Source organism: Arthrobacter humicola, from assembly GCF_039531445.1.
Classification (GTDB): Bacteria; Actinomycetota; Actinomycetes; order Actinomycetales; family Micrococcaceae; genus Arthrobacter; species Arthrobacter humicola.
In genome coordinates this window covers 37,878-54,778 of sequence record NZ_BAAAQB010000005.1, presented here as the reverse complement: position 1 = coordinate 54,778, position 16,901 = coordinate 37,878, and the positions used below count along the sequence as shown (strand labels likewise).

Sequence of the window (16,901 nt, the reverse complement as noted above, 5' to 3'; positions counted from 1 at the left end):
CAGGTTGGGGGTCCTCCCGCATTTAACCAACAAAACCCATCACCTGAGACATCACACACCCCGCGACCCACCCCCACCACCGGCACACCCCCGGGACGTGCGGCAGCACCGCAGCGATCCCTGTCAGACGTGCGGGAGCGTCGGACCGATCAGTGCGAAACGTGCGGGAGCGTCACGCGGGTAGAGTGGTTGCCCATGGATAACCTCTTCAGCCATGCTCCGTCGAGCGCGCCGGAACCTGAGCCGGCCGACGAACTTGATCCCGTCGTCGTCAGTGTTGTGGTCCCTGGCGCTGTCGCACGGGCGTTCATGGGCTTCACCGAACACACGCACCTCTGGTGGCCGATGGAGGACCACAGCGTCTATGGCCTCGGCTCCTACGTGGAGTTCGAGGAGAGCCTCATCCTGGAGACCTCGGATGATGGCAGGACAGCCGTCTGGGGCTCGATTGATGACTGGCAGCCTCCGCTGTCCTTCCACGCCAGCTGGCACCCCGGAACCACGGCCATGTGGTCCACTGAGCTCCGGGTGGCGTTCAAGGCGGTCGGTGACGGGACGGAGCTGCGTCTGGTGCACAGCGGCTGGGAAGGCGCCGAGGATCCCGCGGCAGCCCGGGCCGACTATGCGGCCGGCTGGCCCGGTGTCCTGGACCGATTCGTCCGGTTCATGGGCGGCGCCGGTGCCGGCAGCCCGGACGCCTGAGCGAGCCGTAGACGCACTCCTGGGCGACCGCACCCTCTGACGCGGCTGCGCAGCCCGATGCCTAGTTGCGCAAGGGCCCCTGGTCAACGGGGGGAACAGCAGTGCTGGACCGGATCACAAAGCGAGTGGGGTATTCGGTGTCTGCGGCCCCCGCGTCCTCGCCGCCGTCGAGCCCTGCCAGCAGGCGCCGCACGGCCAGCGCGCCCTGGCCCCGCGCGTCCTGATCGATCGTGGTCAGCCCGAAGACCTCGCCCAGCTCATGGCCGTCGATGCCGATGACCGAGAGGTCGTGTGGCACGCTCAGGCCGAAATCCCGGGCCGCGAGAATGGTGCCGATCGCCATCTCATCGGAGGCGGCAAAGACAGCCGTGGGACGTTCCGCCGAGCTGCCTAGCAACTGCCGGGCGCTGGCATAGGCTCCCTGGATCGTGAAATCGGCAGAGACCTGCCACTCCGGCCGGACGGCCAGTCCAGCATCCCGCATTGCTTTCTTAAACCCTGCCTGGCGGGTCCCCGGTAGGCGGAAGTCCTGCTCATAGGCCGCGTCGCCGGTCATGTGGGCGATCCTGCTGTGGCCGAGCTGGATCAGGTGCCGCGCCGCAGCCTCCGCGATGCCGGAGTCATTGATGCGGATCGTCGAGGCTCCGGGGAGGGGGCCGCCGATCCCCACGATCGGGCGGTGGATGGCCAGCAGCTGGTCAATTTCCGCCTCGGAGAGCTCCAGGGATACCGCGATCACGGCGTCCACGCGTTTGCGCAGCAGGAAGTCGTTCAGTACGCTGTGCCGGCGCTCCTGCCCCTCGCTCACGTTGTACAGCGTGAGATCGTAGCCGGCGTCCAGCAGGGTCGCCGAGACGCCTTCGACCACCGAGGAAAAGAACCACCGGTGGACCGAAGGCACCACGACGCCGACATTGTGGTTACGCCCGGAGGCCAGGCTGGAAGCGTGGTAGGAGAGGACGAAGCCGAGCTCGGCGGCGGCGGCCCGGGCGCGCTCCCGGCTGCGGGCGGAGACGTTGCCCTTGCCGCTCAAGGCGCGCGAAACGGTGGCGATGGAGAGGCCGGACCGTTCTGCGACGTCCTTGATGCCGGGCATTCCTACCCCTCCGTGTCCTCGATGTAGATTTCCAGCCAAACAGTTTCACCTGAGCTTAACTGATCCCCGGCACTGGACATGTCCCCGGCTGCGTAGCCTGCGCCCGGGGGCGTTGAACTGCGTAGCAGAACCCGTCCGGCAGGCATCTCCAGCGGTTCGGAGCCGGTGTTCAGGAGCACCAACGTGGTCCCGTTGAGGAAGGCCAGGCTCGTGTTCGTGCAAAGGTCCTCGTACCAGGACAGGGAGCCGCGGCCCATGTCCAACCCGCGGCGCAAATCCAGCATGCGCTTGTACAGGTTCAAGTGCGACGACGGCGAAGCAGCCTGCACATCGCGCGCCAGGCCCGCGAAGCTCTCCGGCTGCGGCAACCAGGGATCCTGCCCGTCGCCGAATCCTGCGTGGAGTTCCCCTCCCCGCCAGGGCAGCGGGACACGGCAACCGTCGCGGCCCAGCCGCGCGCCGCCGGTGCGGGCGAAGGTGGGGTCCTGGCGCCGGGCGTCCGGGATGTCGATTCCGTCCGGGAGGCCGAGCTCCTCACCCTGGTAGAGGTAGGCCCCGCCGGGCAGCCCCAGCATGAACATGGACGCGGCGGCCGCTCGGGACCGGCCCAGCTCCTCGTCGGGCTGCGGGTCCGAGGTGCCGATTCCGTCACCGTCACGCGGCGCCTGTCCGCTGTATCCGAAGCGCGTGGCATGTCGGACGACGTCGTGGTTGGAGAGCACCCATGTGCTGGGAGCCGCGACGGCGTCCAGCGCCGTCAGGGACTCGGTGATGACGTGGCGCATGCGGTGCACGTCGAGGCCCGCGTGAAGGTACGGGAAGTTGAAGGCCTGGTGCATTTCGTCCGGACGGACCCAATCGGCCAGGCGGGGGAGCGGGTCCACATTGGCCTCGGCGCAGAGGATCCGGTCGGGGCCGTACTCTGCCAGAATCCGCCGCCACTGGCGGTAGATGTCATGCAGGGCCGGCTGGCCGAACATCGGAGCGTCGTGGCCGGGAAAGCCGTCGCAGCTGTTGCCGTCGGCGCGGCCGCCCCACTCGGGCAGGCCCGGGGCCTTGACCAGGGCGTGCGCCACGTCCACCCGGAACCCGGAAACCCCGCGGTCCAGCCAAAAGCGCAGGACTCGCTCGAATTCATCGTGGACCGCGCGGTTGTCCCAGTTGAAGTCCGGCTGGGAGGAATCGAAGAGGTGCAGGTACCACTGGCCCGGGGCGCCGTCCGGCTCCGTAATCCGGGTCCAGGCCGGTCCGCCAAAGTGGGACTGCCAGTTGTTCGGCGGCTCTTCGCCAAACGTCCCGCGGCCGTCCCGGAAGATGAACATGTCCCGCTCGGGGCTGCCGGCGGGAGCGGCCAGAGCTGCCTGGAAGGCCGGGTGCTGGTCCGAACAGTGGTTGGGCACGAGGTCCACGATCATCCGCAGCCCCAGCCGGGTGGCCTCGGCCATCATGGCGTCGAAATCATCCAGGGTGCCAAACAATGGGTCGACGTCGCAGTAGTCGCTGACGTCGTAGCCGGCGTCACGCTGCGGAGACCGGTAGAACGGCGAAAGCCAGACGGCGTCGATGTCGAGTTCGGCGAGACGGGGCAGTTCAGCGGTGATGCCGGCGAGGTCACCGATGCCGTCGCCGTCCAGGTCCCGGAACGAGCGCGGATAGACCTGGTAGATGACAGCGGACCGCCACCACCCGGGGAGCTGGTCTGCGGCGTGCACCGGGGTCAACGGACCCGTCAGGGGGCCGGCCGGGAAGCCGGCCAGCGCGGCGGGGGAGAAGAGAACTGAATCAACGGACATGGCGGTAATCGTAAGCCCCGACCACCGAAATTGAAAACGCTTCCAGTCATATTCGGCCGAGTATTTTCGGCAAGCGATTGGACTATTGCCGGCCGCAGCCCCGGCGTCCAGGCCAGGAGGGGCGGCAAACGGTACCCCCAGAGCGCTGCCGCGTCGTGAGGCGGCGGGACCCCGCGGCCCCGCTACTGCTCGGTAGGCTGACTTTTCAAAGCCGCACTTAGCGTGTACTTTGGAAGCGCTTGCAGCTGTGAGCCACATCACCGACGATGCCACGGGGCTCTGGAATGGACTTCCAGGGCCTTATGCGTGGATGCAGGATTTTATGAAAGGGACACCAATGAAGGTGCAGAACACCCTCACAAACGGGACGACCCGCCGCGTATTCACCGCGGGCGCGATCTCCGCAGTGGCCGCGCTGGCCCTCAGCGCATGCGGCGGCGCCGCAGCCACCGCACCCGCCACCGCGACGGCCAAGCCTGACCTGAAGGCCTCCGGCGCCAGCACGATCACCATGTGGGTCGACGCCGAGCGCTCACCCGCGCTGAAGGACATTACGGCCAAGTTCCAGGCCGACACCGGCATCGAGGTCAAGCTCGTCGTCAAGGACTTCGCCGCAGTCCGCGACGACTTCATCACCCAGGTTCCCACCGGCAAGGGCCCGGACCTGATCGTCGGCCCGCACGACTGGGTAGGCAAGTTCGTCCAGAACGGCGTGATCGCGCCCGTGGAACTGGGCGACAAGAAGTCCGCGTTCCAGGACTCCTCCATCAAGGCGATGACCTACAACGGCTCCGTCTACGGTGTCCCGTACGCGATCGAGAACATCGCACTGCTGCGCAACACGGACCTCGTGCCCCAGAGCGCTAAGACCCTGGATGAAGTCATCGCCAACGGCAAGAAGGCCGTGGCCGACGGCAAGGCGAAGTTCCCGTTCCTCGTCGGCATGGACCCGAAGCAGGGCGACCCGTACCACCTCTACCCGCTGCAGTCCTCCATGGGCTCAGAGGTCTTCGGCAAGTCTGCCGACGGCGGCTACGATCCCAAGCAGCTGCTGATCGGCGACGCTGCCGGCGTCGAGTTCGCCAAGAAGCTGGCCGCCTGGGGCGACGCCGGTGAGAAGATCATCAACTCCAACATCACCGGTGACATCGCCAAGGAGAAATTCCTGGCCGGCGAGTCCCCGTACTACCTGACCGGTCCGTGGAACGTGCCGGACGTGCAGAAGAAGGGCATCAAGTTCGCCGTCGACGAGCTGCCCACCGCCGGTGACAAGCCCGCCCAGCCGTTCATCGGCGTCAACGGCTTCTTTATCAGCTCCAAGAGCGCCAACGCCCTCGCCACGAATGAGTTCGTCACCAACTACCTCACCACCGAGGCAGCGCAGGACTCGATGTACAAGGCCGGAGGCCGTCCGCCGGCCCTGAAGGCCTCCTTCGAGAAGGCCGCCAGCGACCCCGTCGTGGCAGCCTTCGGCAAGATCGGCGCCGCCGGCGTCCCGATGCCGGCCATCCCGGAAATGAGTGCCGTCTGGGCGGACTGGGGAGCCACCGAGCTCGCCCTCATCAAGGGCCAGGGCGATCCCGCCGCTGACTGGGCCAAGATGGCTGCCAGCATCAAGGCCAAGATCGCGGGCTAGTACAGTCAGCCCCCGCGCGGTTCCCCGGCTCCCAAGGACCCGGGACACCGCACAGCACCGGGCCGGGCGGCACACCATGCCGCCCGGCCCGTTCCTGCACCACCCCCAGCTTTCTCCCGAGGACCCTAGACAGCCATGACAGACACCGAACTCCGCCCGGCCGACGATTCCGCCCCCGCAGCACCCGGCAGCCCCGTCGGGAAACCCGCAGGGAAACAAGCAGTGCCCCGCCGCCGAACTTTCGGCCCCGACACCACCAAAGGAACGGTCGCCAAGATCGTGCTGCTGGGCCTCGTGGACGCCGTCGCCGTCTACGTGCTTATGATGCTGTTCCTCAGCCAGTCTTGGGGTGTGCTGACCGTCGCCGCTGCCGTCGTGCTGGTGATCAACTGGATCTACCTGCGCAAGGGCGGACTGCCCGCGAAGTATCTTGCCCCTGGCGTGCTGTTCCTGCTCGTGTTCCAGGTCTTCGTGGTGTTTTTCAGCGGCTATATCGCCTTCACCAACTACGGCGACGGGCACAACAGCACCAAGGATGACGCGATCGCGGCCATCCAGCTCACGGCGCAAAAGCGCGTTCCCGATTCCCCGGCGTACAAGGCGGCCGTGCTGTCGAAGGACGAGTCCTTCTACCTGCTGTTCACGGACCCGGATGGCAAGATATCCCTGGGCAGCACCGGCAAACCGTTGGAAGAGGTCTCCGGCGCCGGCACGGATTCCACCGGGAAGGCCAACGCCCTGGACGGGTACAGGACCCTGAACTTCCAGGAGATCGTCGCCAACCAGCAGCGGATCCTGGCCATCACCGTTCCGGTCTCGGCCAACCCCGCCGACGGCACCCTGCGCACCGCCGACGGCAGCTCCGCCTACCAGTTCAAACCGGCTTTGAAGTACGACGCCGGTGCCGGCACCTTCACGGACACGGACACCGGCGCCGTCTACCGGGACAACGGCAAGGGAGCGTTCGCCACGGACAGCGGGGAGACCCTGAGCACCGGCTGGAAGATCGACGTCGGCATGGAGAACTTCGCGCGTGCCTTCACCGATCCGAGCCTCCGCGGTCCGCTGCTCGGCGTCATACTCTGGACCTTCACCTTCGCCGTCGCGTCCGTGGCCCTGACTTTCGCCCTGGGACTGTTCCTGGCGATCACCTTCAACCGCGAGGACCTGCGCGGCAAGAAGGTCTACCGGATCCTCATGATCCTGCCCTACGCGTTTCCGGCGTTCCTCTCCGGCCTGGTCTGGTCCGGCATCCTCAACCCGCAGTTCGGCTGGCTCAACCAGACCCTGCTGGGCGGGGCCACGATCGGCTGGCTGACGGACCCGGTCCTGGCCAAGATCAGCGTGCTGGTGGTCAATCTCTGGCTCGGCTTCCCGTACATGTTCCTCGTCTGCACCGGGGCCCTGCAGTCCCTGCCCACTGAACTGGACGAGGCGGCCCGGATGGACGGCGCCAGCCCGTGGCGGGTATTCCGCTCCATCAAGCTGCCGCTCCTGCTGGTCTCGATCGCGCCGCTGCTGATCTCCTCCTTCGCCTTCAACTTCAACAACTTCAACGTGATCTTCATGCTCACCGGCGGCGGTCCGCGGTTCGCGGACACGGACCGGGACATCGGGGCCACGGACATCCTGATCACGCTTGTCTACAAAGTGGCCTTCGGGCAGGGCACCGGGCGCGACTACGGCCTCGCCAGCGCCCTGGCGATCATCATCTTCATCATCGTGGCCACTGTATCGGCCATCAGCTTCAAGCAGACCAAGGCACTTGAGGAAGTGAACTCATGAACGGGCCCGCACAACGCGTCGTCTCCATCACGGACCAGCCGCTGGCCGCCGCCGCAGGGGACAACACACGCGAGAAAATCGGCGCTGAACCCGCGCTCGCCGGCGAGCTCCCAGCCCTCCGGCGCCGCAAGCCCTTCGGCGCCTGGTTCAAGGACAAGGGCTGGCGGCACGTTGTGGGGATCGTGGTCACCATCTTTGCGATCTTCCCACTGCTGTATGTGCTCTCCGCGGCCTTCAACTCCACCGGCACCCTGGTGGGATCCAACGCGCTTTTCAGCCGGATCGATTTCGGCAACTTCACCGAGCTCATGAACAATCCCTCGCGGCCCTTCGCCCATTGGTTCGTCAACACCATGGTGGTGGGCGGCGTGACGTCGGCGGCCACCGTGTTCCTGGGCGCCATGGCGGCCTACGCATTCTCCCGCATGCGCTTCACAGGTCGCCGGATCGGCCTGCTGAGCCTGCTGCTGCTGCAGATGTTCCCGCAACTGCTCGCCGTCGTCGCCATTTTCCTGCTCCTGAGCGGGATCTCCGAGGTCATCCCTGCCCTCGGCCTGGGCAGCCAGCTGGGCCTGATCATGGTGTATCTCGGCGGCGCCCTGGGCGTAAACACCTACCTCATGTACGGCTTCTTCAACACCGTGCCGCAGTCCCTCGACGAGGCGGCGAAGATCGACGGCGCCAGCCACGCGCAGATCTTCTTCGGCATCATCCTGCGGCTCGTCACCCCCATCCTGGCCGTGGTGGGCCTGCTGAGCTTCATCGCCATCTCCGGCGAGTTCGTGATCGCCAGCGTGGTGCTAACGGATCCGGACAGCCAGACGCTCGCCGTCGGGCTCTACTCCTTCGTGGCCCAGCAGCGCTCCGAGAACTGGGGAGTCTTTGCCGCCGGCGCCGTACTGTCCGCCGTCCCCGTGATGGCCCTGTTCCTCTACCTGCAGCGCTACATCGTCAGCGGCCTCACCCAGGGCTCGGTGAAGGGCTAGGCATGCACGGGACGGGCATGACACCGCCGGGCGGCACGGGCCCCCTGCCGCACCACGACGGCTCGGCTCTCCACGCACCCGGGCACGCGGACCTGGGGGCGGAGATCCGCCTGCGGCTCCGCGTGCCCGCCGGCTGGGGGCAGGCCTCCAAGGTGTGGCTCCGGTCAATCCACGACGGCGAGCCCCGCTACGATCCCGCCAGCTCCCTTGGCGAGGCAGACGGCTGGGTCTGGTGGGAGGCCGCCACGGCGGTGACCAACCCGGTGGCCCGCTACCGATTCCTCCTGGAAGTCCCCGCCGGTGCCGCCGGCGACTGTGGTGCGGACGGCGCCGGAACCGGCGCAGAAGCCGGCGGCAGCCTGCGGTACTGGAGCCTGAACGCGCAGGGACTGTTCAGCCGCGACGTCTCCGACTACGCCGACTTCCGCCTCACGACGTTCCGGCCCGCGCCCGAATGGCTGCGCCGTGGCACGATGTACCAGATCTTCCCGGACCGCTTCGCCCGCTCCGCGTCCGCGCCCGGCCCGGCGCGCCAGGTCCCCGACTGGGCCGTGCCGTGCAGCTGGGACGACACCCCCGTGGAGGGCGCAGGCCCGCAGACCCCCTACCAGTACTACGGCGGCGACCTCCGGGGCATCACCGAACGGCTGGACCACATCCAGGCCCTCGGGGCCGACGTCATCTACCTGACCCCGTTCTTCCCGGCCCGCTCCAACCACCGCTACGACGCCGCCACCTTCAGCTGCGTGGATCCGCTGCTGGGAGGGGACGAGGCCCTCGTGGAACTGGTCGAGGCCGCGCACGCCCGCGGCCTGCGGGTCATCGGCGACCTCACGGCCAACCACTCCGGCGCCGCCCACGAATGGTTCCGGCGCGCCTTGGCGGACCCTGCCTCGGAGGAGGCCGGGTATTACTATTTCAACGCCGAGCACACGGAGTACGAGGCCTGGTACGGCGTCCCGTCGCTGCCCAAACTCAACTGGGCCTCCCGCGGCCTGCGCGAGAAATTCGTCCTGGACGACGATTCCCCGGTGGCGCGCTGGCTGCGGCCGCCGTTCAACCTGGACGGATGGCGGATCGACGTCGGCAACATGACCGGGAGGCTCGGCGGAACGGACCTCAACCAGGACGTCGCCCGGCTGATCGCGGACCGGGTCCGCTCGATCAACCCGGATGCCGCGCTGCTCGCCGAGGCCACCAACGACGCCGCGCCCGATTTCAGCGGCGAGCACTGGCACGGCGCCATGACCTACTCCAACTTCACCCGTCCGCTGTGGTCCTGGCTGGCCGGGGACGCCCGGCACGTGAACTTCTTCGGAACCCCGCTGCCCGGGCCCAACCGGACCGGCGCCGAGGACTTCCTGGCCACACACCTGGACCTCGCCTCCGCGTTCAGCTGGGACGTGCGGCAGCAGAACATGAACGCCCTAAACAGCCATGACACCGCACGGGCGGCCACCGCGATGATCGACGGCGGTCAACGGCTCGGCGCGCTGCTGATGTTCACCCTGCCGGGGGTTCCCGTGCTGTTCGCCGGGGATGAATTCGGGCTCACAGGCGACAACGGGGAGTTCTCCCGGACACCCATGCCGTGGAACGACCCCGGCCGCATCCCCGCCGACCTCCGGGCGGACTACGCGGCCCTCAGCGCGCTGCGCCGGGAACAGCCCGCACTCACCGGCGGCGGCGTGCGCTGGCTGTACGCCCACGGGGACGTCCTGGCGTTTGTGCGCGAAACCGCGCAGAGCGCCGTGCTGGTGGTGGTGGCCCGGGCCGGCGCCGGGGTTCGGCTGGCGCCCGGCGCGCTCGCGGACACCCAGCTCGCGGCCCTGGGCCGGCCGCCTGCATACGCGACGGCCCGAGTCAGCGTGACGCTGAGCCCGGACACGGCGACGGACAGGGAGACCGGCACGGACACGGAGGCGGACAGGGAGACCGGCACGGGGAGGGCACCGGAACTGGAAGCCTCTACCGCGCAGATCAGGGCGGACGGGGCTGCCAGAAGTGCCCTGATCTGCACCCTGGGCCCGGCGGCCGCCGCGTGGGTGCTGCCGGGGACCCGGGTGCCGGCCCCGCAGTCTTAGACTGGGAGCCGGATTCGACCGAACTGGAGACCGCATGCGCAACATCATCGACGAGCTGACCTCTGCCCTGGGCCCGGCGAAGATTGCCGTGGACCCCGCCACCCTGGCCGCCTACGCCGTGGACCAGGCACCCGTCCTGGACTACCAGCTCCCGCAGGCCGTGGTCCGCGCCGAATCGGTGGCCGACGTCCAGGCCACCGTGCGTGCCTGCGCCGCCCGCGGTGTCGCGCTCGTGGCCCGCGGGGCCGGTACCGGCGTCTCCGGCGGCGCCCACGCGAGCGAGGGCTGCGTGGTGCTCAGCCTCGAGAGGATGAACCGCATCCTGGACCTCAACCCGGATGACGAGACCGCCGTCGTCGAACCCGGCGTCATTAACGCGGACCTCAACGCAGCCGCAGCCGACCACGGACTCATGTACGCCCCGGATCCGGCGAGCTTCAAGATGTCGACCATCGGCGGGAACGTGGCCACCAACGCGGGCGGGCTGCGGTGTGCGAAGTACGGGGTGACGCGGGACTCGGTCCTGGCCCTCGACGTCGTGCTCGCGGACGGCACCCTGATCCACACCGGCCACCAGACGTTCAAGGGCGTCGCCGGCTATGACCTCACGGGGCTGTTCGTCGGCTCGGAAGGGACGCTGGGGATCGTGGTCGGGGTGACCGTGCGGCTGAAGTACCTGCCGCGCGAGGTCCATACGATCGCCGCCTTCTACCCGGACTTCCGCAGCGCCGCGGCCGGCGTCCTGGCGGTCGGCAAGGCCCGCGTGCAGCCGGCCATCATGGAACTGCTCGACGGCGGCTCGCTCGCCCAGCTCGACGACATCCACGGCTCGGACCTGGCGGCGCGCGGGGCGTCCCTGCTGCTGATCCAGACCGACGGCTTCGGCGCGGCAGCCGAAGCCGCGGCCATCCGTCCGGTCCTCGCCGCCGGGGGAGCGGTGGTGACCATGGAAGCCAACGCCGAGGCAGAGCAGCTTGTCGAACTGCGCCGCAACAGCCGCGGAACCGAGGTGGACGACGAATACCGGGTGGGCGAGGACGTGGCTGTGCCGCGCTCGCGGCTGGTGGATTACGTCGCAGAGCTTGAGGCCATCGCGGCCGAGCACCGGGTCCAGCTCAAGGTCGTGGCCCACGCCGGCGACGGGAACCTCCATCCCACCTTCTGGATCGACCGCGTGGACAACGCCGTGGACGCCGATGCCATGGCCCGGCTCGGCGCCGCCCTGGACAAGTCCATTGCTGTGGCCCTGGCCATGGGGGGCACCATCACGGGCGAACACGGGATCGGGCAGTACAAGCTGCGCTGGCTTGGCCTGGAGCAGAAGGAACCGGTGCGTGAGCTGCAGCGCCGAATCAAAGAGCTGTTCGACCCGGCCGGGATCCTGAACCCCGGAAAGGCGATTTAGCCCGCCCGTGCCACAACGCGCCCGGCGCTGGAACTAGGCGCGTTGCCTAGTCGTCGGAGTCCGGGTATTCGGCGATGGATTCGTCGGCGCCGTAGCGTGATTCCTCGGTTTCCACCTCGAGGATCTTGAGCAGCCCGGTGTCCGGGTTGAGCATGATCGCTGCCTCGTCCCGGCGGTGGCGGAGCTCGTTGTCGATGTAGGACTGGACGGCCTCGGCCAAGGGGATGTGCCGGTTCTCCGCCTCGGACATGTACCAGCGGTGCTCCAGGACCTCGTGCACGGCCTCGGCCGGCTCGAGCTTGCCGGAGAGGTCGCGGGGGATGGCCCGCACGATCGGCTCGAAGATCTGGCTGACCCACAGGTGCGCGCTGTATTCCTCGTCCATGCCCGGGTTGTTGTCGGCCCGGAACGAGTCCATGTCATTCAGGAGCCGGCGTGCCTGGTTCTCCTGGGCGTCCAGGCCGGTCAGGCGCAGCAGCCGGCGCTGGTGGTGCCCGGCGTCGACGACCTTCGGCTGGAGCTGGATGGTGGAGCCGTTCTGCGTGGTCTTGATGGCGTATTCCTCGACATCGAAGCCGAGCTCATTGAGCCGCCGGATGCGGGCGGCCACCCGCCAGCGTTCGCCGATCTCAAACGACTCCTTGGCCGTCAGTTCGGTCCACAGCCGCCGGTAGCTGTCCATGATGAGCTCGCTGGTGGCCACGGGATCGACCTTTTCCTCGATCAGGCCGCCGTCGAGGAGGTCCATGAGCTCCCCGGCGATGTTGACCCGGGCGATTTCGAGGTCGTACTCGCGCTGCCCGGTGGAGAGATCCGGGTACAGCTCGCCGGTCTCGGCATCCACAAGGTAGGCGGCGAAGGCGCCGGCGTCGCGGCGGAACAAAGTGTTTGAGAGCGAGACGTCGCCCCAGTAGAAGCCGATCAGGTGCAGCCGGACCAGCAGCAGCGCCTGGGCGTCGATGAGCCGGGTCAGGGTGTCCTTGCGCAGCATCTGGGAGAAGAGCGCGCGGTAGGGCATCGAGAACTTCAGGTGCCGGGTGACCAGCACGGGGTTCAGCGGCCGGCCCTCGGGGGTGGTGCGTCCGGTGATGACGGCCACCGGCTCCACGCAGGGCACGTCCAGCCGGGCGAGCTTGCGGAGCATGTGGTACTCGTGCCGGGCGACGTGCTCCGAGGTCTCCTTGATGGCGATGACCGACCCGCCAAGATGGGCGAAGCGCACGATGTGCCGCGAGATACCGCGGGGCAGCGCCGCCAGGTACTCTGCCGCCCAGTCCTCGAGGGCAATGTGCCAGGGCAGGTCCAGGAGCTCGGGCTCGGTGGCCGCGGCCGTGATGCTCAGCGAACTGGACGCCATGGAGGCCTTGTCATCATTGGCGCTGGCGGCCTCGAACCGGGGCAGCTTCCCGATCTGACCGTAGTCGGTGGGCTCGTCGTGCCACTGGGCACTGTTTTCCTCGGTCATGTGGGGTTTTCCTCGGTCATGGGTCAATTCTTCCGTGTTTATGGTGCCGCGCCTAACGCGGAGCAGTTAAAGCCCGACGGCGGCCCTCCACTGGGGAGGACCGCCGTCGGTTGCAGCCTAGGGGGCCGGTGGGGACTAGTCGCCGAGGCGCAGACCGGTCTTGGTGTCGAACAGGTGCACGTGGCCTGACTGCGGGCGGACCCAGATGGACTCACCCTTCATCGGGGGGCGGCGACCATCGACGCGGGCCACGATGTCGTGGCTCGTGCCGTCCAGCGTGGTGTGGCCGTAGACGTAGGCGTCGGCGCCGAGTTCCTCGACGACGTCGACCTCGACCTGGAGGCCTTCGCCCTGGGCGACCGTCTCAAGGTCTTCCGGGCGGGAGCCGAGGGTCACGGTCTGGCCGTGGGCCTCTTCGAGGACGTCGCGCGGAACCGGGTAGACGGTCCCGCCGAACTGCACGCCGCCGTCGACGACCGGCAGTTCGAGGAGGTTCATGGCGGGGGAGCCGATGAAGCCGGCCACGAAGACGTTCTTCGGCTTGTCGTAGAGGTTGCGCGGGGTGTCGACCTGCATCAGCAGGCCGTCCTTCAGCACGGCGACGCGGTCGCCCATGGTCATGGCCTCGACCTGGTCGTGGGTCACATAGACCGTGGTGACGCCCAGGCGGCGGGTCAGGGATGCGATCTGGGTGCGGGTCTGCACGCGCAGCTTGGCATCAAGGTTGGACAGCGGCTCGTCCATGAGGAAGACCTGCGGGTTACGCACGATTGCGCGGCCCATGGCAACACGCTGGCGCTGGCCGCCGGAGAGTGCCTTCGGCTTGCGGTCCAGGTACGGCTCGAGGTCCAGGAGCTTGGCGGCTTCACGGACGCGCTCGGCGCGCTCTTCCTTGCTGACGCCGGCGATCTTCAGCGCGAAGCCCATGTTGTCCGCGACAGTCATGTGCGGGTACAGGGCGTAGTTCTGGAACACCATGGCGATGTCGCGGTCCTTCGGCGGAACGTCAGTGACGTCACGATCGCCAATCAGGATGCGGCCGGAGTTGACGTCCTCAAGACCTGCAAGCATGCGCAGGGAGGTCGACTTTCCGCAGCCGGAGGGTCCAACGAGGACCAGGAATTCGCCATCGGCGATGTCAATGTTGAGCTTGTCAACAGCGGGCTTATCGGTGCCCGGGTACAGACGTGTTGCGTTATCAAAAGTAACTGTAGCCACAGTTATCAATCCCTTCACCGGCAGGTACGTGCCGGACGATCCGTAGTGAATGGTCTTTTTATGCAGTTGTTAATTCAATTGTGGGTTTTCATGCGCATACTCCTCGGCCGAAGCCGAGGAGTATCCAGTGACGCCGCACGGTAGCTGTGCGCCACATCACAAACAGAGTATGTCAGATTTGTGGCAATTGGGCCAAAAAGTTACGGATGTCACATGTGATGCTGCCCACCCGGGCCCGCTTGGCGGCCGTTTTTCGTGCTCCCCGCGGTTTTAGGTTCAGGCCCCGACGGCGCGTTTGCGCTCCCGGAGGAGGGCTTCGAGCAGTTCGCAGACGTGCACCGGCGACTCGATCCGGAACTCGGCCCGGGTGAAATCAAGCCCGACTTTCACGCCGAGATCGCCCGGGATGAGGCTGGCCAGGGCGTCCTCGTCAGTGGTGTCGTCCCCGGCGAAGGCTACCGCCGTGGCTCCGGTGGCCTGCCGCAGGAAGGCGATGCCCTCTCCCTTGGAGGCGTGCACCACGGAGGTCTCCAGAACACGGTTGCCGGTTTTGAGGAAGACGCCGCTGCGGTCCTGCAGGACTGCCCGCGCCGCGGCGACGGCGTCCTCGGCGACATCGTCGGCGGCCAGCCGTGTGTGGAGGACGACGCCGGCCGGCTTGTCTTCCAGCAGGGTCCCGGGGGCCTGTTCGACGATTCCCTCAAGCTCCTTCCGGACTTCGGCCAAGAGTTTCCGTTGGGCGTCGTCGAGCATCAGTTCCGAAGAGCCGGGGCCCATCCAGACCTCGGCGCCGTGGCTGCCGATCAGCAGGGTGTGTTCCGGCGGGGATGCAACGGCCCGCAGGCTGTCCAGGGCGCGCCCGGAGATGAGCGCCGTCGTCGTCCGCGGAAGTCCGGTGAGCTCGGCGAAGGCCGCGGCCGAACGCGGGAGGGCGCGGGCGTCGGCCGCATGGTCCACGAGGGGGGCCATGGTGCCGTCGAAGTCCATCGCCACGAGCAGCTGCTCGGTGCCGGCGATACGGCGCACCGCCTCGAGCAGTTCGGGGGAGAGGGAGAGCGGGGCCGTGTCTGAATTACTGGTGTCTGAATTCCTGCCGGTGGCATCAGGAGTCATCGCGCACCACCTTTTCGGCCAGGGCTGCCAGGAAGTCCGAGGACCAGAGGTCGACGTCGTGATCCAGGATCTGCTTGCGCATGGCGCGCATGCGCCGGGAGGCCTCGGCCGGCTGCATGTTGACGGCCTTCATGATGGTGTCCTTGAGGCCGTCGATGTCGTGCGGGTTCATCAGCAGGGCCTGTTTGAGCTGGTCGGCAGCGCCGGCAAATTCACTGAGCACCAGCGCGCCGTCGTTGTTTGTCCGGGCGGTGACGTATTCCTTGGCCACGAGGTTCATGCCGTCGCGCAGCGCGGTGACCAGCATGACGTCCGCGGCGAGGTACAGCGCCACCATCTCCTCGATGGGGTAGCTGTGGTGGAGGTAGCGGACGGCCGTGCTCTCCATGGTGTCGTAGGTGCCGTTGATGTGGCCGACGGTGCCCTCGACCTCTTCGCGGAGCAGGCGATACTGCTCCACGCGTTCCCTGCTGGGGCTGGCCACCTGGATCAGGGTTGCGTCCTGCACCGTGACCTTGCCGTCGGCGAGCAACTCCTCGTAGGCCTTGAGCCGGTGGCGGATGCCCTTGGTGTAGTCGAGGCGGTCGACGCCGAGCAGGATGGTTTTCGGGTTCCCCAGGTCCCGGCGGATCTGGCGGGCGCGCTCAATGACTTCCGGCTTCCGCGCCAGTTCGCTGATCTGCTTGACGTCGATGGAAATCGGGAAGGCCTGGGCGCGGGCGATGTGGGTGGTGTCGCCGTCGTTCCCCTTGACGTGCACCTGCTGCTGCTTGACGCTGGCGCCCAGGAAGCGACGGGCGGAGCGCATGAAGTTCCCGGCGTCGCTGCTGCGCTGGAAGCCCACGAGGTCCGCGCCCAGCAGACCGTCGATGATTGCACGGCGCCACGGGAGCTGCGCGAAGATCTCCGGCGGCGGGAACGGGATGTGGTTGAAGAACCCGATCTTCAGGTCCGGCCGGGCCTCCCGCAGCATCTTCGGGACCAGCTGCAGCTGGTAGTCCTGCACCCACACGGTGGCGCCCTCGGCCGCGTGGTGAACGACGGCGTCGGCGAACCTCCGGTTGACCTTCCGGTAGGAGTCCCACCAGGTGCGGTGGAACTCCGGCGGGGCGATCACGTCGTGGTACAGCGGCCACAAGGTGGCGTTCGAGAAGCCCTCGTAGAAAAGTTCGATGTCGGCCGTGCTGAGATGGACCGGGACCAGGTCGATGCCGCCGTGGCTGAAGGGCTTGACCGTTTCATCGGGCGCGCCGTGCCAGCCCACCCAGGCGCCGTCCGTCTTGGTCATCATGGGAGCCAGCGCCGTCACGAGTCCGCCGGGGGAACGGCGCCAGCCGTCCTCGCAGCCCGTGTCCTCGGGGGAGCAGCGATCAACGGGCAGCCGGTTGGACACTACGATGAAGTCGAACTGGCCCCCCGCCCCGGCAGCAGTTGCTGCCCCGTCGGTGGCTGTTTTCGCCGCTTCAGTGGTGTCTCGTGCGCCGTGATCGGCGCTGTCCGTTGCTTCCATTGGTGCCCCCTGGGGTCGCTCGTGGCTGTCTATCAACCCTAGCTGTATGGAATCTTCCGGGCTATTCGTCCGTTGGGCAGGCGGAAGGGAAACTTGAAAGCGCAAGTT

Annotated in this window: 12 protein-coding genes; 6 read left to right on the top strand and 6 right to left on the bottom strand. The window is 67.6% G+C overall.

What is annotated here, in order from left to right; translation table 11 throughout:
• Window positions 1-195: 195 nt before the first annotated feature.
• A complete protein-coding gene (locus ABD243_RS00960; RefSeq protein WP_344361027.1) occupies window positions 196-702 on the top strand; it encodes an SRPBCC domain-containing protein in 507 nt (168 codons plus the stop codon).
• Window positions 703-763: 61 nt separating this feature from the next.
• On the opposite strand, the gene ABD243_RS00955 is transcribed toward ABD243_RS00960, so the two are convergent.
• Window positions 764-1,798 carry a LacI family DNA-binding transcriptional regulator gene (locus tag ABD243_RS00955; RefSeq protein ID WP_116767028.1) on the bottom strand — a complete coding sequence of 345 codons (1,035 nt, stop codon included), beginning with the start codon at window positions 1,796-1,798 and terminating at the stop codon, window positions 764-766.
• A 2-nt stretch (window positions 1,799-1,800) separates the two neighbouring features.
• The gene (locus tag ABD243_RS00950; protein ID WP_344361022.1) at window positions 1,801-3,591 is read right to left on the bottom strand and encodes a glycoside hydrolase family 13 protein; all 1,791 of its coding nucleotides are present in this window, start codon (window positions 3,589-3,591) and stop codon (window positions 1,801-1,803) included.
• 337 nt (window positions 3,592-3,928) lie between these two features.
• Between ABD243_RS00950 and ABD243_RS00945 the strand changes: the two genes are divergently transcribed.
• The 5 genes from ABD243_RS00945 (at window position 3,929) to ABD243_RS00925 (ending at window position 11,487) form a co-directional block, all read left to right on the top strand.
• Window positions 3,929-5,227, top strand: a complete 1,299-nt coding sequence (locus ABD243_RS00945) for a sugar ABC transporter substrate-binding protein (protein WP_116767027.1) — start codon at window positions 3,929-3,931, stop codon at window positions 5,225-5,227.
• A 135-nt stretch (window positions 5,228-5,362) separates the two neighbouring features.
• Complete coding sequence (locus ABD243_RS00940) at window positions 5,363-7,012, top strand: ABC transporter permease subunit (RefSeq protein ID WP_344361019.1); 1,650 nt, start codon at window positions 5,363-5,365, stop codon at window positions 7,010-7,012.
• Window positions 7,009-7,998 carry a sugar ABC transporter permease gene (locus ABD243_RS00935; RefSeq protein WP_344361016.1) on the top strand — a complete coding sequence of 330 codons (990 nt, stop codon included), beginning with the start codon at window positions 7,009-7,011 and terminating at the stop codon, window positions 7,996-7,998. The genes ABD243_RS00940 and ABD243_RS00935 overlap by 4 nt, the downstream gene beginning before the upstream one ends.
• Window positions 7,999-8,015: 17 nt before the next feature.
• Complete coding sequence (locus ABD243_RS00930) at window positions 8,016-10,082, top strand: glycoside hydrolase family 13 protein (RefSeq protein ID WP_344361014.1); 2,067 nt, start codon at window positions 8,016-8,018, stop codon at window positions 10,080-10,082.
• A 34-nt stretch (window positions 10,083-10,116) separates the two neighbouring features.
• Window positions 10,117-11,487, top strand: coding sequence for an FAD-binding oxidoreductase (locus tag ABD243_RS00925; protein ID WP_344361011.1), 1,371 nt, complete (start codon window positions 10,117-10,119; stop codon window positions 11,485-11,487).
• Between the two features lie 46 nt (window positions 11,488-11,533).
• On the opposite strand, the gene ABD243_RS00920 is transcribed toward ABD243_RS00925, so the two are convergent.
• The 4 genes from ABD243_RS00920 to ABD243_RS00905 form a co-directional block, all read right to left on the bottom strand.
• Window positions 11,534-12,952, bottom strand: coding sequence for a DUF4032 domain-containing protein (locus ABD243_RS00920; RefSeq protein WP_344361009.1), 1,419 nt, complete (start codon window positions 12,950-12,952; stop codon window positions 11,534-11,536).
• Between the two features lie 135 nt (window positions 12,953-13,087).
• The gene (locus ABD243_RS00915; RefSeq protein ID WP_116767022.1) at window positions 13,088-14,170 is read right to left on the bottom strand and encodes an ABC transporter ATP-binding protein; all 1,083 of its coding nucleotides are present in this window, start codon (window positions 14,168-14,170) and stop codon (window positions 13,088-13,090) included.
• Between the two features lie 276 nt (window positions 14,171-14,446).
• Window positions 14,447-15,283: a trehalose-phosphatase gene (gene otsB, locus ABD243_RS00910; RefSeq protein WP_116767021.1), complete on the bottom strand. Its 837-nt coding sequence runs from the start codon at window positions 15,281-15,283 to the stop codon at window positions 14,447-14,449.
• Window positions 15,273-16,793 carry an alpha,alpha-trehalose-phosphate synthase (UDP-forming) gene (locus tag ABD243_RS00905; RefSeq protein ID WP_344361006.1) on the bottom strand — a complete coding sequence of 507 codons (1,521 nt, stop codon included), beginning with the start codon at window positions 16,791-16,793 and terminating at the stop codon, window positions 15,273-15,275. The genes otsB and ABD243_RS00905 overlap by 11 nt, the downstream gene beginning before the upstream one ends.
• Window positions 16,794-16,901 lie beyond the last annotated feature (108 nt).

Coding starts and splice junctions, on each gene's coding strand:
- ABD243_RS00960 (WP_344361027.1), top strand. CDS start 196: ATGGATAACCTCTTCAGCCATGCTCCGTCGAGCGCGCCGGAACCTGAG.
- ABD243_RS00955 (WP_116767028.1), bottom strand. CDS start 1,798: ATGCCCGGCATCAAGGACGTCGCAGAACGGTCCGGCCTCTCCATCGCC.
- ABD243_RS00950 (WP_344361022.1), bottom strand. CDS start 3,591: ATGTCCGTTGATTCAGTTCTCTTCTCCCCCGCCGCGCTGGCCGGCTTC.
- ABD243_RS00945 (WP_116767027.1), top strand. CDS start 3,929: ATGAAGGTGCAGAACACCCTCACAAACGGGACGACCCGCCGCGTATTC.
- ABD243_RS00940 (WP_344361019.1), top strand. CDS start 5,363: ATGACAGACACCGAACTCCGCCCGGCCGACGATTCCGCCCCCGCAGCA.
- ABD243_RS00935 (WP_344361016.1), top strand. CDS start 7,009: ATGAACGGGCCCGCACAACGCGTCGTCTCCATCACGGACCAGCCGCTG.
- ABD243_RS00930 (WP_344361014.1), top strand. CDS start 8,016: ATGACACCGCCGGGCGGCACGGGCCCCCTGCCGCACCACGACGGCTCG.
- ABD243_RS00925 (WP_344361011.1), top strand. CDS start 10,117: ATGCGCAACATCATCGACGAGCTGACCTCTGCCCTGGGCCCGGCGAAG.
- ABD243_RS00920 (WP_344361009.1), bottom strand. CDS start 12,952: ATGACCGAGGAAAACAGTGCCCAGTGGCACGACGAGCCCACCGACTAC.
- otsB (WP_116767021.1), bottom strand. CDS start 15,283: ATGACTCCTGATGCCACCGGCAGGAATTCAGACACCAGTAATTCAGAC.
- ABD243_RS00905 (WP_344361006.1), bottom strand. CDS start 16,793: ATGGAAGCAACGGACAGCGCCGATCACGGCGCACGAGACACCACTGAA.